The following is a 25,156-nucleotide window of genomic DNA, read 5'->3' on the forward strand; positions in this document are numbered from 1 at the left end:
AAACACTTACTCAATTGCTTCTTGCTTAATTTTTTCCTGATAATTAATGCCTTGATAGCCGATATCATGGCGAACTTGATAACCCTCGAAGTAAATTTTTTCGATGAGCTTATAAGCATTTTGCTGAGCGGTTTTAATATTTTCCCCTAATGCCGTTGCGCATAAAACCCGCCCTCCTGCAGTGAGAATTTCGTTGTCTTCTGTTCCTTTCATGATCGTTCCGGCATGAAAAATATGAAAATTATCATTGTTCTTTTGTTGATCGATAAGATCATGCAGGCCATGAATGACATCATTTTTTCTCGTGTTCGCCGGATAACCATGCGCCGCCATTACCACGCCAAGCGCGGCACGTTCGTCCCATTCGATATCAGCATTGTCTAGCGTTCCATTTATAGCATGCTCAATGAGTGTCAACAGATCGCTTTTTAAACGAAGCATGATAGGTTGCGTTTCCGGGTCTCCCAGACGGCAGTTAAATTCCAGTACGTTTGCATGGCCATCCTCTGTAATCATTAAGCCGGCATAAAGAAAACCGGTATAGCGGATGCTTTCTTGCCTTAATCCGCTAATGACAGGATCGATGATATTTCGCATGATTTGTGCGTGCAGATCGGGTGAAATAAAAGGGGCGGGCGAGTATGCACCCATTCCACCAGTATTAGGGCCTAATTCTTCATCATAGAGACGTTTATGATCTTGACTGGTTGCTATCGGGAGGATATGGAGACTATCAGTCATGACGATAAAGCTGACTTCTATACCCTGGAGAAATTCTTCAATAATAATTTCGCATCCCGCAGTGCCAAGATCTTTATTGACCAGTATGGCATCCACAGCTGAGTGTGCTTGTTCATGGGTTTGTGCAACAATGACACCTTTTCCTGCCGCGAGGCCATCTGCTTTAATTACTAAAGAGGTAGGCTGCTGATCAATATATTGATGCGCTAATTCAGCATCAGTGAAGCTCATGTAGGATGCGGTAGGGACCTGGTGTCGCTGCATGAATTTCTTGGCAAAAATCTTTGAAGTCTCGAGCTGTGCCGCTTGTTGAGTTGGCCCAAAGATTTTTAAGCCGTCGGCCCGGAATGCATCAACAATACCTGCAGCAAGCGGTATTTCTGGTCCGACAACGGTGATTGCAATATGCTCTTTCCGTGCAAATTCGATTAACTCAGGGATTGAAGTAATGGGAATATTCTCTAACCCAGGTTCAAGCGCAGTACCCGCATTTCCAGGCGCCACAAATACCTTGTGCACGCGTGATGAGAGGCTTAATTTCCATGCCAGCGCGTGTTCTCTGCCTCCTCCACCAATAACTAATAACTTCATGATATAGAGATTTTCTAATGTCTAAAATGACGGATGCCTGTGAATATCATGGAAATGCCTTGTTCGTCCGCGGCAGCAATGACTTCGTCGTCCCGAATACTGCCACCAGGTTGAATTATCGCTGTGGCTCCTGCTTGTACTACAACGTCTAAACCATCGCGGAAGGGGAAAAATGCATCCGACGCGACAACAGAATCTGTAAGTGTATAACCCGATTGTTGAGCTTTTATAGATGCAATCCGTGCACTGTCAATCCGGCTCATTTGACCTGCCCCAATGCCGATTGTTTGGCCGTTGCGACAAAATACAATAGCATTGGACTTAACAAACTTTGCTGCTCGCCATGCGAACAATAAATCATCCAATTGTTGCGCAGTGGGTTTTACTTTAGTCACTATCGTCAGATCGGCTGCGGTAATATTAGAAAAATCCGGTGTTTGAACAAGAAGTCCGCCATTGACTTTTTTTAAATCATAGATAGAGCTTTCTGTTTGTAACGGTACCATCAATACTCGAATATTATTTTTTTGTAATAGTAACTGTTGTGCTTCAGGTGAAATTTCCGGTGCAATAATCACTTCAACAAATTGTTTAAGAATTGCCTCTGCAGTATCTTTGTCGATGATTCGATTGAAAGCAATGATGCCGCCAAAAGCAGAAACCGGATCGGTTGCGAATGCAAGTTGATAAGCATTCAGTACTGATTCAGAAATGGCTATTCCGCAAGGATTAGCATGCTTCACGATTACACAGGCTGGTTTATCAAATGTTTTAACGCACTCCCAAGCTGCGTCGGTATCTGCAATGTTATTGTAGGATAATTCTTTACCTTGTAGTTGTTGATAACTCCCCAAACCACCAGAAGTTATGATCGAATCTCGATAGAATGCTGCTTTTTGATGAGGATTTTCTCCATAGCGTAAATTTTGTGCGATATTGAAATTCAGATGAAGCGATTCTGGGAAATCTTTATGGAGAAAGTTTTCATCCAATGCAGTCAAATAATTACTGATAGCACTGTCATACGAAGCTGTATGTGCAAAAGCTTTTTGGGCCAACTTAAAACGAGTGGCCGAATTGATCGATTTATTACTAGCTTCCAGTTCGTCGCAGAGTAAAGAATAATCCAAGGGATCGGTTATTACAGCGACTTTCTGATAATTTTTGGCAGCTGCCCGGATCATTGTAGGGCCCCCAATGTCAATATTCTCAATCGCATCACTGAGCGTGGAGTTTTGTTTTGCGATTGTCTGTCTGAATGGATATAAATTGACTATTACCAATTCGATATTTAATATCGATGCTTGATCAAGCGCCTGCTGATGATCAGGAAAATCATCACGTGCGAGAATACCGGCATGAATTTTAGGGTGAAGTGTTTTAATCCGACCATCCAGCATTTCCGGAAAGCCAGTATAATTACTAACTTCAATAACGGATATTCCGGCCTCATTTAATAATTTCGCAGTACCACCTGTAGATATAATTTTGATGCCGTAATGGGTGAGTTTCCGGGCTAGGTCAATGATTCCGGTTTTATCAGAAACGCTGATGAGTGCTTGTTTAATAATCATTTAATCTGATATTGTTTCATTTTTTGACGTAATGTGTTGCGGTTAATTCCAAGTAATTCAGCCGCTTGTGTTTGATTGCCCTGGGTATGCTGAATGGCAACTTCTATTAAAGGTTTTTCAACACTTTGAATTACCATGCTATAAATATTTCCCGGTTTTTCTCCATCCAGATCATTGAGATACCCACCTATGGTATTCCGTATGCATGATGCAATTTCATTCTCCTTTACTGCGCTCATAAACTAATTACTCCCCTCTTTGATGTAACTCAATCTTTGGCCTTTTTTAGCTAATTGGGTAAAAAATTTATTGGTTTCAGAAATTTGCTGATCACTGGTTGGTAACTGGTTCATCGCCTGACGAAATCCGGCGGATCCTATGAGTCCTTTGGTATACCAGGATATATGTTTGCGTGCGATGCGAACACCCGAGTATTCGCCATAGAAATGATATAAATCATGCAGATGATTAATTAAAACTCGATGTATATCAGATACCTCAGGTGACTGGAGATGTTGGCCTGTTGTAAGAAAATGATCTATTTCCCGGAAGATCCAGGGCCTTCCCTGGGCAGCGCGGCCAATCATGATCGCATCCGCTTTAGTATAGACTAGGATTTGTTTTGCCTTTTCCGGGGTAGTGATATCGCCATTTGCGATGACAGGAATTCTAACTGCCGCCTTCACCGCGGCTATGGTATCGTATTCCGCGGTGCCAGTGTAAGCGCACGCCCGTGTCCGACCATGAATTGCAAGCGCCTGAATGCCTGAGTTTTCTGCAATATGTGCAATAGATAATGCATTTTTATGTTGTTTATCCCATCCGGTGCGGATTTTAAGGGTTACTGGAATATCAACCGTTCTAACTACCGCAATTAGGATTTTTTCTACTAATTTTTCATCCTGTAATAACGCTGAACCCGCCATGACATTGCATATTTTTTTTGCCGGACATCCCATGTTGATATCGATAATCTGGGCGCCATTTTCTGCATTATACTGTGCCGCTGCTGCAAGCATCTGCGGGTCAGCGCCAGCAATTTGAACAGAAATGGGAGAAACTTCTCCTTCATGATTCGCTCGGCGCTGTGTTTTTTTAGAACCCCAGAGCAGAGAGTTGCTTGACACCATTTCGGATACGGCCATGCCGGCACCCATTGATTTGCACAGCTGCCTAAACGGTCGATCGGTAACACCGGCCATTGGAGCAACAATCAACTTATTCTTTAGAATGTGAGGGCCAATTTGCATGGAAACATCTTATGGAGATTATTAATAGTAGGTTAGATCTGATGTTGAGTATTGTTGTTATTTGAAAGTTTGTAGAAAACAGCTTAAAGCTCAATCAGGAAAATGGAATTATATCTTCATATTCTCTTACGGGCTTTATTATAACCTTTGTCAAATTGACCGTGGAACAAAGATCGAAGTTATCCTTTTGCGCCAAATATCATGCGGCGCGCAACAAAGCGTTTAAGCGGCGGCAAGCAATCCAAAGTGCTTAAACCGAATCCATAAGCCTGGTTTAGTATTTTATTATCATTGGAAAATAGCTTGACCAAAGTATCGGTAAAGATTCTAACAGCGTTGCTGTCTTTTTGTCTTTTCTGGTGGAATCTGGATAGCATGGTGGGTGCGCCGAGCTCTTGCGATACATTTTTCGTGTGAATGATTTCATGTGTTAATTCATAGGCATCTCTCAAGCCCAGGTTAAACCCCTGTCCTGCAACCGGATGTAAAGTTTGGGCTGCATTGCCGATGAGTGCAATTCTTTGCGATACGGAGGATGCGGCATATTTAAGTGATAACGGAAATGCCGATCTTTTCCCCGCGCCAATAAATTTTCCGAGTCTATCGCCAAAATGTTGGTGTAGCTGGAATAAAAAAGATCTGTCATTCAATTCGGTAATTCTCTTTACAATTTCTGGAGCTACAGTCCATACCAAAGAAAAATCCGAATCATTGGGAAGTAGTGCAACAGGTCCATCCGGCGTAAAGCGCTCATAAGCGATGCCCGTTTGCTTATTCTCAGCTCTGATATTTGCCACTACAGCCCATTGCTGATAGTCATAGGATTGATAATTAATGTCGGGTATTTGTTTGGTAAGTTGGCCGCCATCAGCCAGAACAAGCAGCTTAGCGGTTACTTGTTTTGATTGTCCGTAATGGTCAAAGAATACATTGCCCGAGCTTTCAGTAGTATCGATTCGGGTAACTAAAGCACCGGCAATATATTTGGATTGCGCGGTCGTTAGCTGCGCATGCATGGCACTAAAAAGATCATGATAATTCACTACATAGCCTAACGCAGGAACACCGGCATCCTGAGATTCCAAAATAGTACGCCCGAAACTGCCGCGATTGGAAATATGAATTGTCCGGATCGGGGTATTATGTATTAACTTATCCCACACTTTCAATCGCTGCAATATCAGATAACTGCCATGCGATAATGCCAATGGACGCGGATCTTCGTCTTTTTCAGGTAGTCCGCGAGCTTCCAGAAGCAGGCTTGATATTCCACTATCATGTAGGCCAAGCGCTAATGCCATGCCTACCGGGCCACCACCAACAATAACGATGTCATAATGATCAATGATCATAAAAATTAATTTTTTCGAATTATTTCCAGAGTAAGAACTTTGGCTTCTTAACCGTAATCACATGACCAACCAAGATACTACATTCAAAACGTTCCGATTCATATCTATCAAATTAGCAATTTGCATCAGATTTTTTATTGGGCAGTAGATTAATACACCCTGTGCAGCAATAGCATACAGCACATGATATTGAAATGTAATAGATAATAGAATTCCGGGTTACATGGCGGTAATAAAATTATTTAAATTGTATAATTCTTCTATTCGATTAATAAATACAAAACCGATAAGCTAATTAGAATTCTGGAATTCTCCGCATGAAAATAATTGAATGATTATAGGAAATTTTGCATGATAAGATTTTTTAAAAAAGAATTTATAACAGGAATTATGTTTTTACTGACTTTTCTAGCTTTCGATGCCTGGTCAGGGGATGTTGATGATGAATTGATTACTGCCGCAGACAAGGGAAATTTTTCTTTGGTAAATAATATTCTTGAGAATCAAAAAATAGACCCGAAAGAATTGAATACAGCTTTTCTAGCAGCGGTAAATAAGGGAAATTCCGCTATCGTAGAGCGCTTTCTACAAGCCGGCGCGGATGTAAATTTAAGAGTATATGACGGTCTCTCGCCTTTGATGCGTGCTTCCCGAGATGGTCGTGATCAGGTGGTTGAGATTTTATTAAGAGCCGGAGCTGATGTAAATGCTGTTTCTGAAGAAGATGGCACGGCATTGATGCTGGCTGCCGAGAAAGATAGAAAGAAAGTCATTACTTTGTTGTTAGATGCTCAGGCAGATGTAAATGCTAAACGGGCAGATGGTATGACAGCTCTGATGCTGGCTGCGCAAGAAGGTCATCAGCAGACCATTCAAATCTTGGTTAATGCAAAAGCCGAAGTAGATTATCAGTTGGAAAATGGCGCTACTGCATTAATGCTTGCAGTTCAACATGGTAATTTGAGAGTTGTCTATTCGCTGATCGCAGCAAATGCCAATCTTAATCTTAAAGCAGGTAATGGAATGACTGCATTGATGCTTGCCAGTCGCTATCAACATCGGGAAATTACTGAATTGTTAAAAAAGGCTGGTGCTCGTTAGTAACTATCAATACACAACTTCTCATCGAGTTGTTATAGTGTATTTTTTATATTGTTTAACTTGAGAAATAAAGGAAAATATAAATGAAAGTTTTTGCTGTTTTATTACTTGCGGCAGCGATTTTATTGCTACATGGTTGCGGTGAAGAGACAAAAAGTGATAAATCAGAAGATAGCGCAATACCAAACCCCATGGGTGAAATCACCAAGATGGGTGAGATTCCATCATTTATGAGTGAGGGTTTGACGGAAGATGAGAAGGCTGCGCTGAAGGAACAGATTATGCCGTCAGATGTTGGTGATGAAAATATTGCTGCGGAAAAATTTAAGGCGCTCATGGAAGATGCTAGAGCTGGAGATCCAGTTGCCCAGAATGGCTTGGGTGTGATGTATTATACGGGCGATGCTGTTTCCAAGACAGCTTCCGGGCAGGTATTAAATACTGATCCTGAGCTCGCGGCCGGATGGTTTTACCGTGCGGCGGAGCAGGGTTATGCCGATGCGCAATTCAATTTAGGGCTTATGTATGCCAATGGTGAGGGCGTGCCTAAGGACATGGAACAAGCTGTCGAGTTATTTAAGAAGGCTGCAGAACAAGGACATGTAGATGCACAAAATAATTTAGGTGCCATGTACTTTACCGGAGAAGGCGTGGCAAGGGATGAGAAGAAAGCGATCGAATGGTTTGAGAAAGCAGCTGCGCAAGGAAATGAAGAAGCACGGAGCAATTTGGATGCTATACAGCAATCACATTCCAAGTGATTGTATTGTTGACAGGACAGTCCCGATTTGATCGCGTGACTGTCATATCGGGTTAGACCTGCTACATTCCAACTACCCTTCTCAAGCTATAGTTACCTCATGCGACAAATACACATCTTGTATCGAGTGAAGCAACTTGACACCTTCAGCGAAAGGTTTTTGAAAGGCTTTGCGCCCGGAGATGAGCCCCATTCCTCCGGCACGTTTGTTAATTACGGCAGTTCTAACGGCTTGGTGCAAATCATCGCTGCCCGATTCACCACCCGAATTGATCATGCCGATCCGTCCCATGTAACAATTTGCGACTTGATAGCGCACGAGATCAATCGGATGATCTGTTGTGAGTTCACTATATACTTTGGGGTGAGTTTTGCCGAATTTTATTGCGTTATAGCCACCGTTATTGGTAGCCATTTTTTGTTTAACGATATCTGCACCGATGGTGACTGCCAGATGATTAGCCTGACCCGTTAGATCGGCGCTGACATGATAATCATTGTCTGCAGTTTTAAACGCACTATTTCGAGTGTACGCCCATAATATGGTGACCATACCTAGATCGTGCGCATGTTCAAATGCTGCTGAAACTTCTTGAATTTGACGACGCGATTCATCCGAACCAAAAAATACAGTTGCCCCCACTGCACAAGCTCCCATGTCGAAGGCCTGATCAATACTCGCAAATAGCGTTTGATCGAATTTATTAGGGTAAGTCAGCAATTCATTATGGTTGATTTTAAGAATCATAGGGATTTTATGTGCATACTGACGTGACACGATCGCCAATACCCCCAGAGTGGAGGCGACACCATTGCAGCCACCTTCAATAGCAAGCTCAACAATACATTTCGGATCAAAAAACATTGGGTTAGGTGCAAACGATGCGCCTGCCGAGTGTTCCACCCCTTGATCTACAGGCAACAAGGATAAATAACCTGTATCGGATAATCGTCCCCGATGATAAAGTGCCTGCAAATTGCGCAAAACACTTGGTTTTCGATTGCTCAATGCCATCACACGATCGACAAAATCGGTACCTGGCAGCTGCAAGTTATGTTTAGGAATCGTATTGCAAATATGATTGAGAAGTTGTTCGCTTTCGTTGCCCAGAATCGCAGTAATATCAGTCATTTTCATTTATATGGATGCCTCCCGATCTGACAAGAGATAATGCATGTTTTAGCAATAAAGGAATCGGCCGTATTTTGTACCTAACCTTCCTGCAAACGAGACTCTACCAAGAATATTCCTACCCCGCATTGTGTCTGAAGTGCTGGTGTACTGGTAGAAATTCAGGTTAACATTCTTGCGGCTCGACCTGTTTTGCCACACATGATTTATCTGCTTGGATAACCTATCAGCATTCCATTCCTTTTCAATAATTGTTCATTGTTATGTGAGCATTTCGACTCACATAACCCCTATGATCCTCTCGACCATGTATCCAAAATCGGCTGCGCCGTTCGTACTATCTTGTCGATCATCGTGACAAGAGCTATAGGATTATAGATTGTATTCACTGATTTAGAGTCTTGTGTTTTGTATTAGTAACTTTCGCATTGATCCCGAAATACCTGGTCATACTGGGCAAACAGTTATTCCATTTTTGTTCTTCATTTCATGTTCTCATTTTACAAAACTTCGAAGTTTACGAAAATCAGCATACCTCGGTTAAAAAGAAAGCGTTGAACTGAGAGCCACCGAATTATTAGTGACTTGTTAACAATTAATCATACTAAACATATAAAAAGTATTACCAAATGTAATTAATAGAAATTCTGCGATAGAATCTTTTTGCTTATTTTTGCAATAACAATCATCGACCGTTTAATCATTCAATTGGATTAGTCTATATTAGGGAACGAGCAATCTCATGCATAAAGACAATAGCAACTTTCAAATGAAAATCGAGAATACAAATTTGGAGTCATTTATCATGTTCGACCGGCATAGTTTCCATATAGGTAATAAAAAATTGATAAAACAGGTATGGACATGGTTTTTCCTTACGGTTCTACTGATGAGTGTTTTTCTTTTATCTGTACCGAAAGCCTATTCGATGGCCGGAGCAACTGCACCGATTAAAAAAATGCTCAAGGTGGAAACGAATGAAAACAGATGGATTAGTTTAGGAGCAGGGTATCGCGGTACAGGGTTATGGACGGAAAATCCAAATTCTGGAAATCTGAATGATGGCGCTTACAGCAATGACAATGCGCGTCTCTATCTCAATGGACAGTTTAATCAGCACTTCAAATTCGAAGTGAATACCGAGTGCTTCTTTTGTAACAATACCGCCTCTGGTGAAAATCCAAAGATGTCCTACAACATTCTGGATGCGATTGTTAAATTTGAGTACAACCGCTACTTTAATGTATGGGGGGGGCGTATGTTGGCACCCACGGAACGAGGGGAACTAAGCGGCCCTTTTTTTCAGGCTACTCATGATGCATTCAAAACTCCTTTCTTTTCTCAAGATTTCAGCACTAAGTTTGGCGATGGTGGTGCAGGTCGTTACGGCCGTGACGACGGTGTAACTTTTTGGGGTAATGCAGAGCCTGGTATTATTCCAGGCACACTGGGTTATGCAGTGGGAGTTTTTCGTGGCTTGGAATCCTCGAAAATTGCAGGCCCCAATCCGGGCGGCACTATACTGACAGCTGCGCGTGTTACCTATAATTTTCTGAATCCGGAAAAAAACCCCGGTTATTACACTTCCAGTACGTATTATGGAAAGGCTGGAGACATTTTAGCGCTCGCATTTGGTATGTCTTATCAAAAGAATGGCGCCGGCTCGTTCATAAATCGTAGTGATTTTCTTGGTTTTACCGGCGACTTATTATTCGAGAAAGTATTGCCTAAAAATATGGGCGTTACTACTTTAAATGCTGAGTATAAACAATTTTATGCTAACTACTCGACTGCGGCATTTTCTGATCGTGATTGCTTCTGCATGTTCGATGGCAAGTCGTGGACAGTAACCGGTCTTTATATGTTTCCAACTAAAATTGGCATAGGGCATTTTCAGCCTTATGGCAGATTTACCAGCGTCCAACCCAATGCTAGCAGTAATCGAGAAGAAATTGAGACGGGTCTAAACTATATTATCGATGGATTTAATGCACGTATTTCAGCATATTATCAGCATGGGGATCTGCTGATGAAAGGATTAAATTATGCGCCAGGAATCTCGGGTCCAACACTTGATGTTTTTAAAATCTCTTTCCAGTTACAAATTTAGGGTCTTCTGTAATCTTTTCTCCATTAATACTGGAAAAAACTATGTTGCTATCCACTTATTCAGAAGAATCAGAAATCAAGCAACGGAACTCTACTATTCCAAGTGATTTCAAGCAGCCAACTGATGCTGTTATATCCACCTCAAACGTAGCTTCAGAGCATAAGCCACTCCAAGCAAGATTATCACTCAAATTCGCTGAAATGGATGGAGTAACGCGCCTCGTAGAACGAGAACACTTCGGTCCTTTACTGGTACAGAAACCTTTTTACCCTGAAGGACAAAAGATTTGCCATGTAGTGATTATTCATCCGCCAGGTGGGGTTGTGGGCGGTGATCAGCTGGAAATTTCAGCTCAAGTTGATGCATTTGCCAATGCACAGATAATTACACCCGGTGCTGCCAAATGGTACAAAGCTAACGGCCATACTTCACACCAGAAAATTAGAGTCAATGTAAAAAAAGGCGGCTCTCTTGAGTGGGTGCCGCAGGAAACCATTTTTTACAACAATGCAAACGTAGAAATTGATCATCAGGTAATCCTGGAAGATGATGCAGTTTATGTGAGTTGTGAAATATTGTGTTTTGGAAGGACCGCCTACGGTGAAACGTTCAGTAACGGTCAAATCAAGCAACGTACCAGCATCAAGAGAAATAACAAATTGATCTGGCTGGAGCAAATACATCTTCTTGGCGAGAGCTCTGCGATGAGTGGCGCTTTGGCACTATCTGGAAAAACAGTCTGTGCAACACTGATTCTGACTGGAAAAACAATATCCCAGCCAATGATTGATCTGGCTCGAGAAGAAACAAATAAAATCACAAAGCGAGCTGACCAGGTCGGAATGTCGCAGCTTAAATCTGCTTTGGTGGTGCGTTATTTGGGTGATTCAAGTGAAGTGGCAAAACAGGTGATGTTGTGTGTCTGGGGTTTGCTGCGACCGGAATTAATCGGATGTGCTGCTATTGTGCCGCGGATGTGGAATACGTGATTCCTTAATAATTAATTGTAGTGTTTTTACATTGACGATGCTGCAGCAGTTTTAAAATTGTAAGCGTCATTTTACCCAGGAGAAGAACTATGGACTTAACACCGAGAGAGAAGGACAAGCTGATGATATTTACTGCCGGATTACTCGCAGAAAGACGTAAAGCGCGTGGTTTACGTCTGAATTATCCTGAAGCAGTTGCTCTGATTACCTGTGCTGTACTGGAAGGGGCCAGAGATGGTCGGACAGTGGCAGAACTTATGGCTGCCGGGCAAAGAATATTAACTCGCTCTGATGTCATGGAAGGTGTTTCTGAAATGATTCCGGATATTCAGGTTGAAGCAACGTTCCCAGATGGTACAAAACTGGTGACTGTTCATAATCCGATTGTTTAGCTAATTTAAAGTATAGGAGATCGCCATGAGAGTGCCAATGATTCCAGGTGAAGTATTTACTGAGGCGGGTGAAATAGAATTAAACGTGGGCAGAAACACTAAATCTCTAACCGTTTCAAATGGAGGGGATCGCCCAATACAAATAGGCTCCCATTTTCATTTTTATGAAGTTAATTCCGCGATGAAATTTGATCGAGAAGCTGCCTATGGTATGCGCCTGAATATTATGGCCGGGACAGCTATTCGTTTCGAACCAGGACAAGAAAGAACGGTTGAGCTTGTTGAGCTTGCGGGAGATCGGATCGTTTATGGATTTAACCAAAAAGTGATGGGCAAACTTAAATAGTTTGTATCGCAATAATTTTACAGGAGTAAGAAAATGAGCGTAAAAATTTCCCGTCGAAACTATGCTGAGATGATGGGTCCAACGACCGGGGATCGTGTTCGTCTGGCCGATACAGAGCTATTTATAGAAATTGAAAAAGATTTCACTACGTATGGAGAAGAGGTGAAATTCGGTGGTGGTAAAGTAATTCGGGATGGCATGGGACAATCACAGCGAAATCATGCGGATGTTATGGATACCGTCATTACCAATGCTATCATTATCGATCACTGGGGGATTGTAAAAGCGGATATTGGGATCAAGAATGGCAAAGTAGCTAATATCGGAAAAGCCGGTAACCCGGATATTCAGCCGAATGTTACGATGGCAATTGGTTCAGCGACTGAGATTATTGCGGGTGAAAATTCGATTGTTACCGCGGGCGGTGTTGATACCCATATTCACTTCATTTCTCCGCAACAAGCCGAAGACGCCATGATGAACGGCATCACTACCATGCTGGGCGGCGGTACCGGACCTGCAGTTGGAACAGCGGCAACTACCTGTACGCCCGGTCCCTGGCATATTCATTCGATGCTAAGAGCATCGGATGGGCTAGTAATGAATACAGGCTTTTTCGGTAAAGGTAATACCAGCCTGCCTACACCGCTCGAAGAGCAAGTACTTGCCGGAGCTTGTGGCCTGAAGCTCCATGAGGATTGGGGTACCACATATGCCGCGATCGATAATTGCCTGGATGTGGCGGATAAATATGATGTACAGGTCGCTATCCATACCGACACTATTAATGAAGGCGGATATTTGGAGAATACCATTGCTGCCATGAAAGATCGGACTATTCATACTTTTCACACCGAAGGTGCAGGTGGAGGTCATGCGCCGGATATTATCGCAGTCGTTGGCCAGGAGAATGTTTTACCCTCGTCTACGAATCCGACTCGTCCTTATACGGTCAACACTCTTGATGAGCATTTGGATATGTTGATGGTGTGCCATCATTTACATGCCAATATTCCGGAGGATGTTGCCTTTGCAGAGTCACGTATCCGGAAAGAAACGATTGCCGCTGAGGATATTTTGCATGACATGGGAGCAATTTCTATGATGTCCTCGGATTCGCAAGCAATGGGACGCATTGGTGAAGTCGTGTTGCGTACATGGCAAACCGCGCATAAGATGAAGATACAGCGCGGTACATTGCAAGAAGATAACTCAAGGAATGACAATTTTCGTGTAAAACGTTATGTTGCCAAGTACACAATTAATCCGGCCATCACACATGGCATTGCACATGCAATCGGCTCGATAGAAGTCGGTAAATATGCAGATCTTGTATTATGGAGACCTGCCTTTTTCGGTGTAAAACCATCCATGATATTGAAAGGGGGAATGATTGCAGCATCGCTGATGGGTGATCCTAATGCATCGATTCCAACACCTCAGCCGGTACATTATCGCTACATGTTTGGAGGATATGGAGGCGGGATCAAAACATCATGTTTTACATTTGCTTCGCAAGCTGCGCTTAATGCTAATTTAATTGATCAACTGAAGCTGGACAAAGATATTATTGCGGTTAAGAATACCCGAAACTTGCGCAAGAAAGACATGATTCATAATAGCGCAACTCCTAAAATGGAAGTTGATCCGGAAACCTATGAAGTCCGTGCGGATGGGCAATTGCTGACGTGCGGCGCTGAAGACGTGTTGCCAATGGCACAACGCTACTTCCTGTTTTAGGTGCATTTCTTACCTTGCTTTTTTAACGAGTAGCACAAGAACAAGGATTTTTCATTTTGATGAGCAGCTATCACGACATTTGTTTCTTTGATAGCTGCAGTATAATTAATGACTTACGGTAACATAAATGCTTACGCTGAATAAGAAAATAGATCATGCAGACTCAGTATATGCGCAACTCGTTTTGCCTTACGAAATGCGTGAAAACAGTCGGCTAAGAGCGACGCTTGCATCAGGTGAGGAAGTGGCGATTTTTACTGGGCGAGGCACAATATTACGTAATAATGACCTTCTTAGAAGCGATGACGGGCGAGTGGTGCAGATTATTGCCGCTAAAGAGCCCACTTATCGGGTGACTTGCCAGACGCCACATGATTTATTACGGTGTGCCTTTCATTTGGGTAATCGGCATACGCAAACCCAAGTTGGAGAAGCTTTTCTGCGCATTCATCAAGATGCTGTCTTGAAACAAATGCTGGAGGGGTTGGGTGCTTCTGTCATAGAAGAGGATGAGCAATTTGAACCGGAATCAGGCGCTTATGGTGGAGGAGGGCATCATCACCATGGCGATGATGGCCATTATCATGCGCATGGTCCGCTTGCACCAATACCAGCACGCCAAAAGATTCACAGACCTTCCGACTCGCAATCTTAGGAGTCATTCACTGTGCAATCCACTTTATTGCTGCGCTTACTGCAACTCGCAAGTCCATCGCTGCCAATTGGTGCCTATACGTATTCGCAAGGCCTGGAATCCGCCATTGAGAAGGGTGATGTGCATGATGAGAGTTCTGCGCGTGTGTGGATTTCGGAGGCCTTGAATATCATCGCGGATTTCGAAGCGCCAATCGTCTGGCGTTTACTTAAAGCATTTGCCGAGCGCGATGTGGAGACCGTTAGCTACTGGACTGAATGTTTTGTTGCAGCACGAGATACCGCAGAGTTTCGTGCGGAAACAATACAGATGGGGTACTCTTTAGGGAAACTGGTCACGGATCTTAAGATTGCAGACGATTCACTACATGCGATTTTAGCCGATCAATCCGAAATACCTTTGCCTACCGCATTTGCATGCGTCGCAGAAGCTCTGGGAGTGCCTCATGAAGCAGCATTGCTAGGAATGCTGTTTTCATTGGTTGAGAATCAAGTGTTAGTTTGCGTTAAATCAGTGCCACTTGGGCAGGTTTCCGGACAAAGTCTTTTATTATCGTTGCATACAGTGATTGAAGAAGTATCAGTACGTGCGCAGCAACTCAACGATGACGAGTTGTCGAATTGGGCGCCAGGGTTATCATTGTTGTCGATGCAACATGAAACCCAATATAGTAGAGTTTATCGGTCATAATTTTTGAGGTATTACACGTGAACAAACAATCAAATCCTCTTCGAGTGGGTATCGGGGGTCCGGTAGGGTCAGGAAAAACGGCTTTATGTGAGGCCTTAAGCAAGAAAATGCGTGATCGTTACGAGATGGCTGTTATTACGAACGATATCTATACCAAGGAAGATATGGAGATTTTATTGCGCGCCAATGCGCTGCCTCCGGAGCGTTTGATGGGTGTGGAGACGGGGGGATGTCCGCATACCGCCATTCGGGAAGATGCTTCAATCAATCTTGAGGCCATTGCGCGCATGACAGCCGATTTTCCCAATCTTGATCTTATTCTGGTTGAATCCGGCGGGGACAATTTAGCTTCCACCTTTAGCCCGGAACTTTCCGATCTAACCATTTATGTCATTGATGTCGCAGCCGGTGAGAAAATACCGCGTAAGGGGGGGCCTGGCATCACACGTTCAGCGTTGCTGGTTATTAATAAAATTGATTTGGCACCTTATGTCGGAGCAAATTTGGATGTGATGGCGCGAGATGCGAAAAAAATGCGAGGCGATCGGCCATTTGTGTTTACTAACCTGCAAACTGGCGAAGGTGTTGATCAAATAATTGATTTTATTGTGAAGCAAGGATTGCTGGAAGAAGTGAAACAGCGAACAGGTTGATCGATGTCCTTCACAAGCTTACTGTCAATCCTGGCATGAGTGATTCAGTAAATTAGTGTTTTATTTAGTTACCGTAGTTTCTTTTTTGCATAAACTTTAGGAGCTAATCATCATGGATTGGTCTTTATCGATTGACAAGGCAATACCCAAACCTTTGCGTGTTATCTTCAGAGGCGTAGGGCAAGTGTTTTTCTGTTGCAATGCGGTTACCGGTCTTATTTTTCTAATTGCCTTATATGTTGGCGGGATCACTGCTGGACTTGCCGCGACTGTGGGCGTCATCAGCAGTACGGTTGCTGCATATTTATTAGGCTTCTCTGATGATGATATTGATGCAGGGTTATACGGCTTTAATGGAACTTTGGTAGGTCCTTGTCTATTTTTGTTCCTGGAAAATACGCCACAACTCTGGGTACTTGTTGTACTTGCCTCGATTTTATCGACCATTGTGCTCGCTGCGTTGATGCGGATCTTGCAGCCTTATAACATTCCCGCATCAACATCCCCCTTTGTTCTAACATGCTGGATGTTTATGGTGGCCGTCTATTCTTTTGACGGATTTGCGCGTGGCCCTGTATTGCCGGAACCAGGCATTCCCGCTGACATTGCGGCGGCCTCAGTGGTTGCAGCGGAGTTTGCGACTCTTACGCAAGATGCGGCCGAGGCCTGGTATACAGCCGTAACCAAAGGCGTCGCCGAAGTGATGTTTGCCGATAGCGTTATTGTAGGTATCCTGTTTCTTACCGGTATTGCAATTACGTCATTGCGCGGTGCATCCATGGCGCTAGCTGGTGCAATAGTTGGTGTAGCCTTGCCTATCTGCTTAGGGGCCGATAAGACACTGATTGAAATGGGACTCTATGCATTTAATCCGGTGTTGACAATGATGGCGGTTGGTTGGGTTTTCCTCAAGCCTACTACAGGCACTGCAATTCTGGCTCTATTGGCGGGAGTTTTAACTGTGATTTGCCAGGCCGGTTTAGCTAATTTCCTTGCACCGATTGGCTTACCGACACTGACATTTCCTTTTGTTTTGGTCATGTGGATGTTTCTATTTGCTGCCAGCAAATCCAAATATTGGGGAAATTCACACTGAATATGACAAAATTCTGAAGCTAAAACCTCGTTACTAAAACTGGGTTCTTTATTTTCACAAGGTTATTGTTAGAAAGTTAAGTCAACGGACTGCTATGCGTATGCGCAGCAGTCGAGTGGGAGTGATGTTCCTGGGCAAATTCAATCGGTACAATGTGCAACTTACCATGCCGCACACCGTTGGTGGCAATTATCTGGTTTGCAAAAGTCCTGACATCCTGAATCGTTCCTCGAAGAATGACAACTTCGAGGCAATTATCGTGATCCATATGGACATGCATACTCGATAAGGTCAAATCGTGATGGCTGTGATGGGCCGAAGTTACCTGGCTGGCCAGATCCCTTTCGTGATGATTGTAGATATAACTCAGCGTGGCAATACAATAGCCTTGGTTGCTCTTTTGCAGGCGCGCGGTTTCCAGATATTCTCTGACAAGATCACGAATCGCTTCTGAACGATTATCATAACCACGTGCCTGCGCAAGTTTATCGAATTGTTTAAAAAGCTGATCATCCATTGAAATAGTAAAACGCTCCATACAACACTCCTCAGGAATTATGACAAGAATTCGATTATCTGAAAAAACATAAAATCGTACATCAGCAAACAATTTAAGGGATTTTTAATTTATTTTGTCAGTTAAAAGTTGGCTACCAAATTGACCCGCAGTGAACAGCTCTCAATCGGGTGAAAATGCACGTCATTGACGCCATCTGTAGGTTCTCCAGGAAGCCTGGAAGCATAGTAGTAATCAATTGCATGTGCATGCGTGTTAAGTAAATTGAATCCTTGCAGGATTACGCGCACATTGCTGCCAATTTTATACCCGATTTGACCATTAAGCGTTACGGTGTGATTGGATTGTACGCTGTTATCTTCTATCAATGAGCGCTTGCCAAAATAGCGTACCTGCATGCTACCAAAAAACCGGCCAATGTTATCGACGGAAACCGCCATCTTGCCTACTCCTCTAATTGCGCCAGGTATGTAATTTCCACTGGGATCGTCATCACTAAAACGCGCGCGCGCCAATGCATAATCAATATCGATCGTTAACCAATCCTTGGGCATATAAAACAGTGAAACCTCAAACCCTTCCCGCTTACTTGGACGGCTGGCCTCAGTTGTTCCGGCATCGCCCACAAATAACAATTCTGAATCAAGATCCAGTCGGAATGCGGCAAAGGAGGCCTGTAGCCCCGGAATTATGGCGGTACGAACCCCGACTTCATAGCCGGTCGAGCGCACCAATGGATTAACCCTGTTAATCGAATCCCCTGATTTGGGATCAACGATAGAAGTCGTTCCGCGTGCATCATTGCTATGAAATCCACTGCCATAATTAAAATACAATTCCGTCTGTACCCAAGGGCCAAAAATCAGACCCAATTTGGGATTTGTCATACTATCGTAGCGGTTACCCGAGTTTACATTGAGATTGCTGTTAACATCAAACCAATAATAATCTGAACGGACACCAGCCACGCTACGAAATTTTTCCAGCCACTGAATGCTATTCTGATAAAAAATACCCACGCTGTTCTGATTGATATGGTCCTTTCGCGTAGTTGACAAAGTTTGGCGCTCTTTGGTGCTCAACAGTCCATTATTGATTACGTCGTTCTGAAACTGGACACCCACCGTATTTTCGATTTCGATCCCCTTAATCCTGCTGACCCAAAGATGATCTACATTCATTGCCGACTGAAAACGTTTATCAATCTGAGAAAATTGATCTCCATTTACGGGATCATCCAGAAAATAGGTGAAATTTGAAAATAATGCCAAGTTACTGTGAAGCGTATACAAGTTGAATTGGGTGATGCCATAGCGGCTTGAATGTTGCAATGCAGTCGAGAGACTAAATCGATGCGATTCCCCGCCACTACTGGGATCTATGGCACCCAATCGTGGAATGAAGCCACTGGCTACCCCTCTTGCCGGAATCTGATCGGTAGAATTCCAGTTTCCGCCATAGCCCATCGCGGTAACATTGAATTTGGTTGGCCCGGTATCTTGGCTATAACGCAATACTGCATTAAATTTCTTGAAATCTTCATGCTTAACCCATGGGCCGTCTTTAGTGAGCAGTTCGACCGCATACAAAACATTACCACGTCCGACTTCATGCGATTTAGTTACCAGCCCCCGCATAAATCCTTGTTGCCCTAAACCATAGCTAGCGATACCCTTGGGTAGCTTGTCGAGGTAGCCCATACTGACAGCCCCGGCAGAGGAGAAATCTCCTTGATGAGCGTAATACGGTCCTTTCATATATTGCAAGTTGCCTATCAATTCAGGAATGATAAAGTTGGTGTCTGCCCAACCTTGGCCGTGACCATGCGAACGTTGATTGACTAACATGCCATCGACGGTTATTCGTAAGTCTGTGCCATGATCGAGATTAAATCCGCGCAAAAAATATTGATTGGCCTTGCCCTCGCCACTATGTTGCGTAACAATTAAACCCGGTACTGTTTCGAGTAATTCTCCCGGACGATAAACCGTGCGCAGATCGAGCTGATGCTTAAGGACAGTGCCTTCATTGGCGGAATTGGCCGATCCGATTAATTCCCGCGCGTTAGCACGAACGAGTATTTCGTTAAGGGTTGGAATGCCTGCGGCGTCGACCCATAAGGATGTCAAACTCAATGATAGAATACTACCTCCTTGGATAAACCGCCGTAATACGGACGACAGGGTAGTTATTTTTTGCATGTTTTTCTCCATAAAATTACATGTTTTATTAGTTAAAATCCTTATGGAGACTCATAATAATTCAAAATGTATGATAAATTGTTTTTTTTTCATACAAAAGAAGAATGTTATTTAAGGGAAGCGTGGTTATGAAATTTATAACGTATAGAATTACAGGGATTTTTTTATGTTTGCTGCTACTTTGTTTGCAAAACTCGGTATTCGCAGCCAGCGCTCATGAAATACCGGAAATTGTTACCACGGTCTCGCCGATCACGAACATCGTGCAAAATATCGGTGGAAAACACATCAAAGTAACCGGAATCGTTCCTGATGGTACCGATTCCCATACGTTTGAGCCTATTCCTTCGGACATAAAAATATTACGGGCAGCTGACATGATTATCGTGAATGGCCTTGATCTGGAATTGCCTACATTAAAACTGGCGAGAAAGGTAAAAAGGCCTGAAACTTCGATTCTGCAATTAGGAAACCTTACGCTAAAAGAAGCGGACTGGCAGTATGATTTTAGCTTTCCCCGCGAACATGGACACCCTAATCCCCATTTATGGCTAAATATTGAATTGGTAATGCGTTATGCAGAAATAATAAAAGACAACCTGATTACGCTTGACCCTGCCAATAAAGCGCATTATCAGGAAAATACAGCAACTTACTTGACCAAATTAAAGAAGCTGGATCAGGCCATTTTCAATTGTATTGAGACGATTCCTCAAAATAACCGTAAGCTGGTAACCTATCATGACTCTTTTGCCTATTTTGCGCCACGTTATGGCATGACAGTTATCGCAGCAATTCAACCTTCCGATTTCTCCGAGCCCGGCCCCCAAGAAGTTATCAGCATCATTAAACAAATCCGGGAAACAGGGGTGCCAGCCATATTTGGTTCGGAAGTTTTTCCCAGCAAAGTGATGAAACAAATTGCCCGGGAAGCAAAAGCCAAATTTATCGATCAACTCTCGGATGATGAGCTCCCGGCAGGGCCTAATAACTCTTTCATCGGTATGATGGCCGGTAACATGATTACCATGACTGAAGCCTTAGGCGGTAATCCAACCTGTATGGCCAACATTGATGCCAGCAACATTGCATTCTGATTCACCTTTAGTTCCTGCGGTAAAATTGATCGACGTTACTGCTCGTTATGATCAAAATGTAGTATTTAACGACCTTTGTTTAGAGATAGCTGCAGGTCAATTTGCCGGAATTGTCGGTCCCACGGCTTGTGGTAAATCGACGTTGCTGAAAATTATTCTGGGGATCCATGCTGTGAGTGCAGGACAGGTGGAGCTCTATAGCTATCCCGTGGATAAAGTGAGGCCAGGCACGATAGGTTATGTGCCGCAACTTGGCAGTGTTGACTGGAATTTTCCGGTAACGGTTGAAGAAGTCATTTCCATGGGGCTTTATACCAATGGGCGTATATGGCCTTGGCTCAGCAAGCAGGAGCGGGCGTGCATTCGGGACCTTGCGCATCGATTAGGTGTTGACGATTGCCTGCAAAACCATATCAGCGATATATCAGGGGGGCAGCGACAGCGCACGTTTCTGGCGCGCGCGTTGATCAACAATCCCAAGCTTCTGATTCTGGATGAGCCGACTTCCGGGGTGGATATCAAGACTCAGCACGAGGTGTTGCATTTATTGGGGGATATCAATAGTGGGGGTATTACCATATTATTAACCACGCATGATTTAAATGCGGTGGCATCTCACTTGCCGTGGGTTATTTGTTTCAATCGGGGGATGGTTGCCCAAGGTCGGCCGAATACGATATTTACCAACGAAATCCTGACTAAAACATATGGTGGTGATATTGTCATTGTAAAATCCGAAGGACATCTCCTGATCGCTAATAGCACGCCGCTCAATTTTATTGATGAGCATCCCTGATGGAATTTCTGCTGGAACCGATCGAGTATGAATTTTTCCGTCATGCCTTGCTTGCAGCGTTAATGGTAGGTGCGTCCGGTGGCCTGATCGGAGTTTACGTCGTGCTACGCGGCATGAGTTATGTCGGTCACGGATTATCTCATGCGGCAATTGGTGGCGCAGTAATCGGTATCACCCTGAATCTGAATTTTTATGCGGGCGCGTGCGCGATGGGATTACTCGCCGCATTCATCATCAACAAAATTACTAAAAACAATAAAATCAAACTGGATGCTGCGATCGGGATAGTAACCACGGCGATGTTCGCCCTGGGTGTGGCAATTGTCAGCAAGATGCGGAATTTTAAACAAAACTTCGAAGCAGCTTTATTTGGCAATATTCTTGGAATTACAGAACAGGATTTGATGATCATCGGGCTGGTCGCTTTCTTCACGCTGATTACCATGTTCATCACGTATCGCGCATTACTGTTCTCCACTTTCGATAATGAAGCGGCGCGTGTATTTGGTATCAAAACCGATTCCGTGCAATGGCTATTTTCATTGTTGCTTACATTCTCGGTCATCGCGTCGCTGAATGTCATTGGCGTCACCATGGTCGCCGCCACGCTCATTGCCCCGGCCATGACTGCGAGAATGCTGACGGATCGTTTTAGCAGCATGATTATTTATTCGACCATCATCGGCGCGGTGACCGGCGTAATGGGTATGTATTTGAGTTATATTTTCAACGTCGCTTCCGGTACAACTATTGTGCTGTTCAGCGTGTTGGTGTTTGGCTTATCGATGCTGGTGAAACCTTTGCGTAACGTTTATCGGTCAAGGCAATGTTGAATGGCGCGGATAGCTGGTTTTAGTTGGCTGCAATATTCGGAGTAATGCAGACTGTTATCTGATTGGATATGTATTCACCAAGGCACAATTTGTCCGTCAAAAGCATAAAACTTTCCGGAGTCTTCGAATTTTAGGTTATCGATAACGTGGCGCATGCCGGTGACACTTTGCTCGGTTGAGATTAAACCGTTCGGGCCACCCATGTCGGTTCTTACCCAACCGGGATGCAACAGGACAACAGTGATTTGTTTGGGATTCAAATCTATCGACAAGCTTTTCATGACGATATTGACCGCCGCTTTGCTGGAACGGTAGATGTAACTGCCGCCGCCCCGGTTATCTGCGATACTGCCCATTTTGCTGGTAATGGTGATGATGGTTTTCAGATTGCTGTCGGCAATCGGTTGAAGAAATGCTTCAGCCATTTTCAACGGTGCCATGGTGTTCACTGCAAAGGTATGTGTCCATGCTTCGTAATCCGTCATTCCGAAAGCATCGCCTGATTCCGGTGGGTAAATACCGGCATTATTGATCAATAAATCAATGGCATTCCCGGATAGCGTCTGTGCTAACTGTTCAATGTGCGAATGATTAGCGACATCCAATGGATAAATATTGATTTGGTCTGGATGTTGCGCGGCTAAACGGTTCAATGCATCGGCTGACATCGGGTTGCGGCAGCAAGCAATGACACACCAGTCATTCATAGCGTATTGACGCACAAATTCCAGCCCGATACCGCGGTTGCAACCTGTAATGAGTACTGTTTTCTTCATCGTTTTTTTACCTGGGTAGGAAGTCTGATGACTTAATGATACCGCTATTCAATCTTTTTGATAGCCTGTCTGAATATTTTCCGTCAATCCGTTTGTGAGGTAAGATGCGGGGTAATGCGTTGTCTTCACCCATTGCGGTATCGCAAGCCGATAACGTAACCAGATCGGCGCCGGAGAAATCCAGGTTTTCATCGTACACTTCGGCCATGGTCAGAATAGTGTTTTTACCGAGTAACAGAAACGAACGGCTATTATCGCCGGGACGAAGTTCAAAATTGCTGCCGATATTCACAAAGCTGGTGTTCGCAACATCAATCAATTGCTTGCAATCAAGCAATAAATTACGACACAATCCTTACCTAAATCTCAGATAACCCCAAATGTAAAAATACAAACAATATTTCATAGAATTATGAAACAAGAACAACAAGAATTGGACTGTGTTTTGCAAATCCGCGCTGGTGGGAAACAACGCGCTGAAGGTATCTCAACGCTTTACCGAAAATACGCTCCTCAAATGAAGCGTTATTATATGCGGAATGGAAAATCATTAGCGCAGGCTGAAGATTTATTGCAGGACGTTTTTATTCAAGTAATACACAATATAGACAGCTACCGCCATGAAGGCGCATTCAGTGCATGGATATGGACAATAGCCCGCAATAGGCTTATCAGCGAATATCGAAAATCTGGCAATCACGTCAGTGAAATAGAGTTCGATGAAAATCTGATTGAAAATGTTCCAATTAATTCAGCCCACAATTCCGACCAGGATGAACTGAAGAAGTGTGTACATGAGGCTTTTGAACGTTTTAGTCAACAACACCAAGAGCGCGCGCATGCACTAACACTGTTTGCGATTTACGGATGGACGATCGAAGAAATGAGCAGCTTTCTTGGCCGCACAATAGCAGCTACCCGTGAATATCTATCGCAATCGCGTAAAAAACTGCGACCATTTTTGAAACCATGTTTTGATTTCCTCACACCCTGACTAAATTTCTAAAAAAGCATCTAATCTTGTTATGACAGAGAAAACAAACGCAGATCAGGGCTCATCGGATTCACCACAATCGCCTGACTCAAAGCTGGAACAGGACTGGCAGGATATTCTTGCAGAACGAACGGTGCATGACGCCGATCCTGTTGTGCGTGCAGAAGCCGAGGCACTACGCGAAGCGATTTTACAAAAGTATCAGGAAGAATTAAAAACAGACAAGACGATTCATAGTGAATCGGATCAATCAAAAGAATTAGATCGACTTTTAAAACGTTTAAAAAAAGAAAATTTGTTAGATGAATCGAAACCGTATGCGCAAACAAAATGGTTCCGTTCCTTCAATTTTCCGGCAGGGGCTTTCATTTCTGCAGCTGCCGTTTTGGTGATCTCTTTGACACTCTGGATTGTTATTCCATCCCCGGATGAACCGCTATTGCCGCAGACCTCAACCAACTTTAAGGAACTCCCTCGCTTCCGCAGCGAAATGGTTACGCAACCTATACCGGTTGACTCACACCGCCAAAGCCGGGAGACCGCTAGGCAACTGATCGAACAACTAAAAGCACTCAACGTTGCTTACCGCTTCACACCATTGGAAGCCGACGACAAATCCGACTGGAAATTGGAAATTTATATCCCCTTTGAACCCGAACAAAATATCCTGACATTTTTACAGCAATGGCGTCTTAAAGAGGCAGAAGACGGCTGGATACAAATTGCCCCGGAAATCAAACAAAATCAATAATCATGGAGTGAATTCAGAT

Annotated in this window: 26 protein-coding genes; 16 read left to right on the top strand and 10 right to left on the bottom strand. The window is 43.6% G+C overall.

The genetic code is table 11. The annotated features are described in order from the left end of the window. Positions 1-6: 6 nt before the first annotated feature. The 5 genes from purD to ATY38_RS11460 form a co-directional block, all read right to left on the bottom strand. On the bottom strand, positions 7-1,332 hold the full coding sequence (purD, locus tag ATY38_RS11440; RefSeq protein ID WP_062559419.1) for a phosphoribosylamine--glycine ligase: 1,326 nt from the start codon (positions 1,330-1,332) through the stop codon (positions 7-9). A gap of 14 nt (positions 1,333-1,346) precedes the next feature. Then, complete coding sequence (gene purH / locus ATY38_RS11445; RefSeq protein WP_143023470.1) at positions 1,347-2,906, bottom strand: bifunctional phosphoribosylaminoimidazolecarboxamide formyltransferase/IMP cyclohydrolase; 1,560 nt, start codon at positions 2,904-2,906, stop codon at positions 1,347-1,349. Continuing rightward, the gene (locus ATY38_RS11450) at positions 2,903-3,145 is read right to left on the bottom strand and encodes a helix-turn-helix domain-containing protein (protein WP_062559420.1); all 243 of its coding nucleotides are present in this window, start codon (positions 3,143-3,145) and stop codon (positions 2,903-2,905) included. Before ATY38_RS11450 ends, purH begins: the two co-directional genes overlap by 4 nt. A gap of 3 nt (positions 3,146-3,148) precedes the next feature. Beyond that, positions 3,149-4,156: a tRNA dihydrouridine synthase DusB gene (dusB, locus tag ATY38_RS11455; RefSeq protein WP_062559421.1), complete on the bottom strand. Its 1,008-nt coding sequence runs from the start codon at positions 4,154-4,156 to the stop codon at positions 3,149-3,151. Positions 4,157-4,335: 179 nt separating this feature from the next. Then, complete coding sequence (locus ATY38_RS11460; RefSeq protein ID WP_062559422.1) at positions 4,336-5,508, bottom strand: FAD-dependent monooxygenase; 1,173 nt, start codon at positions 5,506-5,508, stop codon at positions 4,336-4,338. A gap of 351 nt (positions 5,509-5,859) precedes the next feature. Here ATY38_RS11460 and ATY38_RS11465 point away from each other — a divergent pair, with 351 nt between their 5' ends. Then, the gene (locus ATY38_RS11465) at positions 5,860-6,609 is read left to right on the top strand and encodes an ankyrin repeat domain-containing protein (protein WP_062559423.1); all 750 of its coding nucleotides are present in this window, start codon (positions 5,860-5,862) and stop codon (positions 6,607-6,609) included. 83 nt (positions 6,610-6,692) lie between these two features. Beyond that, on the top strand, positions 6,693-7,370 hold the full coding sequence (locus ATY38_RS11470) for a tetratricopeptide repeat protein (protein ID WP_062559424.1): 678 nt from the start codon (positions 6,693-6,695) through the stop codon (positions 7,368-7,370). An 81-nt stretch (positions 7,371-7,451) separates the two neighbouring features. Here the strand turns inward: ATY38_RS11470 and ATY38_RS11475 are convergent, their stop codons facing one another. Continuing rightward, positions 7,452-8,507 carry a class I fructose-bisphosphate aldolase gene (locus ATY38_RS11475; protein WP_235590278.1) on the bottom strand — a complete coding sequence of 352 codons (1,056 nt, stop codon included), beginning with the start codon at positions 8,505-8,507 and terminating at the stop codon, positions 7,452-7,454. A gap of 736 nt (positions 8,508-9,243) precedes the next feature. Here ATY38_RS11475 and ATY38_RS11480 point away from each other — a divergent pair. The 9 genes from ATY38_RS11480 to yut all read left to right on the top strand — a co-directional run bounded on the left by ATY38_RS11480 (position 9,244) and on the right by yut (position 17,172). Further along, positions 9,244-10,611: a hypothetical protein gene (locus ATY38_RS11480; RefSeq protein WP_235590279.1), complete on the top strand. Its 1,368-nt coding sequence runs from the start codon at positions 9,244-9,246 to the stop codon at positions 10,609-10,611. Positions 10,612-10,652: 41 nt separating this feature from the next. Further along, entirely contained in the window at positions 10,653-11,600 is a 948-nt protein-coding gene (locus tag ATY38_RS11485; RefSeq protein WP_082633035.1) for an urease accessory protein UreD, read from the top strand. Positions 11,601-11,689: 89 nt separating this feature from the next. Next, on the top strand, positions 11,690-11,992 hold the full coding sequence (gene ureA, locus ATY38_RS11490) for an urease subunit gamma (protein WP_062559425.1): 303 nt from the start codon (positions 11,690-11,692) through the stop codon (positions 11,990-11,992). 37 nt (positions 11,993-12,029) lie between these two features. Further along, a complete protein-coding gene (locus ATY38_RS11495; RefSeq protein WP_062560193.1) occupies positions 12,030-12,338 on the top strand; it encodes an urease subunit beta in 309 nt (102 codons plus the stop codon). Between the two features lie 33 nt (positions 12,339-12,371). Continuing rightward, positions 12,372-14,078, top strand: coding sequence for an urease subunit alpha (ureC, locus tag ATY38_RS11500; RefSeq protein ID WP_062559426.1), 1,707 nt, complete (start codon positions 12,372-12,374; stop codon positions 14,076-14,078). Positions 14,079-14,205: 127 nt separating this feature from the next. Further along, on the top strand, positions 14,206-14,733 hold the full coding sequence (ureE, locus tag ATY38_RS11505) for an urease accessory protein UreE (RefSeq protein WP_062559427.1): 528 nt from the start codon (positions 14,206-14,208) through the stop codon (positions 14,731-14,733). A 12-nt stretch (positions 14,734-14,745) separates the two neighbouring features. After that, positions 14,746-15,423 (top strand): urease accessory protein UreF, encoded by a 678-nt coding sequence (locus ATY38_RS11510; protein WP_062559428.1) that lies wholly within the window; start codon positions 14,746-14,748, stop codon positions 15,421-15,423. A gap of 17 nt (positions 15,424-15,440) precedes the next feature. Then, positions 15,441-16,076, top strand: a complete 636-nt coding sequence (gene ureG, locus ATY38_RS11515) for an urease accessory protein UreG (RefSeq protein ID WP_062559429.1) — start codon at positions 15,441-15,443, stop codon at positions 16,074-16,076. Between the two features lie 112 nt (positions 16,077-16,188). Continuing rightward, positions 16,189-17,172 carry an urea transporter gene (gene yut / locus ATY38_RS11520; RefSeq protein ID WP_062559430.1) on the top strand — a complete coding sequence of 328 codons (984 nt, stop codon included), beginning with the start codon at positions 16,189-16,191 and terminating at the stop codon, positions 17,170-17,172. Between the two features lie 76 nt (positions 17,173-17,248). Here yut and nikR read toward each other — a convergent pair whose 3' ends face one another. Together nikR and ATY38_RS11530 are read right to left on the bottom strand one after the other, a co-directional pair. Beyond that, on the bottom strand, positions 17,249-17,710 hold the full coding sequence (gene nikR, locus ATY38_RS11525) for a nickel-responsive transcriptional regulator NikR (RefSeq protein ID WP_062559431.1): 462 nt from the start codon (positions 17,708-17,710) through the stop codon (positions 17,249-17,251). Between the two features lie 101 nt (positions 17,711-17,811). Then, positions 17,812-19,890: a TonB-dependent receptor gene (locus ATY38_RS11530; RefSeq protein WP_062559432.1), complete on the bottom strand. Its 2,079-nt coding sequence runs from the start codon at positions 19,888-19,890 to the stop codon at positions 17,812-17,814. Between the two features lie 128 nt (positions 19,891-20,018). On the opposite strand from ATY38_RS11530, the gene ATY38_RS11535 reads away from it, so the two are divergent. From ATY38_RS11535 to ATY38_RS11545, 3 genes are read left to right on the top strand one after another with little or no spacing between them, the layout of a single operon-like run. Beyond that, on the top strand, positions 20,019-20,987 hold the full coding sequence (locus tag ATY38_RS11535; protein ID WP_062560194.1) for a metal ABC transporter substrate-binding protein: 969 nt from the start codon (positions 20,019-20,021) through the stop codon (positions 20,985-20,987). Further along, a complete protein-coding gene (locus tag ATY38_RS11540; protein WP_062559433.1) occupies positions 20,965-21,783 on the top strand; it encodes a metal ABC transporter ATP-binding protein in 819 nt (272 codons plus the stop codon). Before ATY38_RS11535 ends, ATY38_RS11540 begins: the two co-directional genes overlap by 23 nt. Then, the gene (locus tag ATY38_RS11545) at positions 21,783-22,616 is read left to right on the top strand and encodes a metal ABC transporter permease (RefSeq protein ID WP_062559434.1); all 834 of its coding nucleotides are present in this window, start codon (positions 21,783-21,785) and stop codon (positions 22,614-22,616) included. Before ATY38_RS11540 ends, ATY38_RS11545 begins: the two co-directional genes overlap by 1 nt. Before the next feature lie 74 nt (positions 22,617-22,690). Here the strand turns inward: ATY38_RS11545 and ATY38_RS11550 are convergent, their stop codons facing one another. Further along, positions 22,691-23,392 carry an SDR family oxidoreductase gene (locus ATY38_RS11550; protein ID WP_062559435.1) on the bottom strand — a complete coding sequence of 234 codons (702 nt, stop codon included), beginning with the start codon at positions 23,390-23,392 and terminating at the stop codon, positions 22,691-22,693. Between the two features lie 7 nt (positions 23,393-23,399). Further along, positions 23,400-23,729 carry a CHAT domain-containing protein gene (locus ATY38_RS11555; RefSeq protein WP_062559436.1) on the bottom strand — a complete coding sequence of 110 codons (330 nt, stop codon included), beginning with the start codon at positions 23,727-23,729 and terminating at the stop codon, positions 23,400-23,402. A 75-nt stretch (positions 23,730-23,804) separates the two neighbouring features. On the opposite strand from ATY38_RS11555, the gene ATY38_RS11560 reads away from it, so the two are divergent. Next, entirely contained in the window at positions 23,805-24,386 is a 582-nt protein-coding gene (locus ATY38_RS11560; RefSeq protein ID WP_062559437.1) for an RNA polymerase sigma factor, read from the top strand. A 31-nt stretch (positions 24,387-24,417) separates the two neighbouring features. Next, on the top strand, positions 24,418-25,137 hold the full coding sequence (locus tag ATY38_RS11565; protein WP_062559438.1) for a hypothetical protein: 720 nt from the start codon (positions 24,418-24,420) through the stop codon (positions 25,135-25,137). Positions 25,138-25,156: the final 19 nt, after the last annotated feature.

This window comes from Nitrosomonas ureae (assembly GCF_001455205.1).
GTDB lineage: Bacteria > Pseudomonadota > Gammaproteobacteria > Burkholderiales > Nitrosomonadaceae > Nitrosomonas > Nitrosomonas ureae.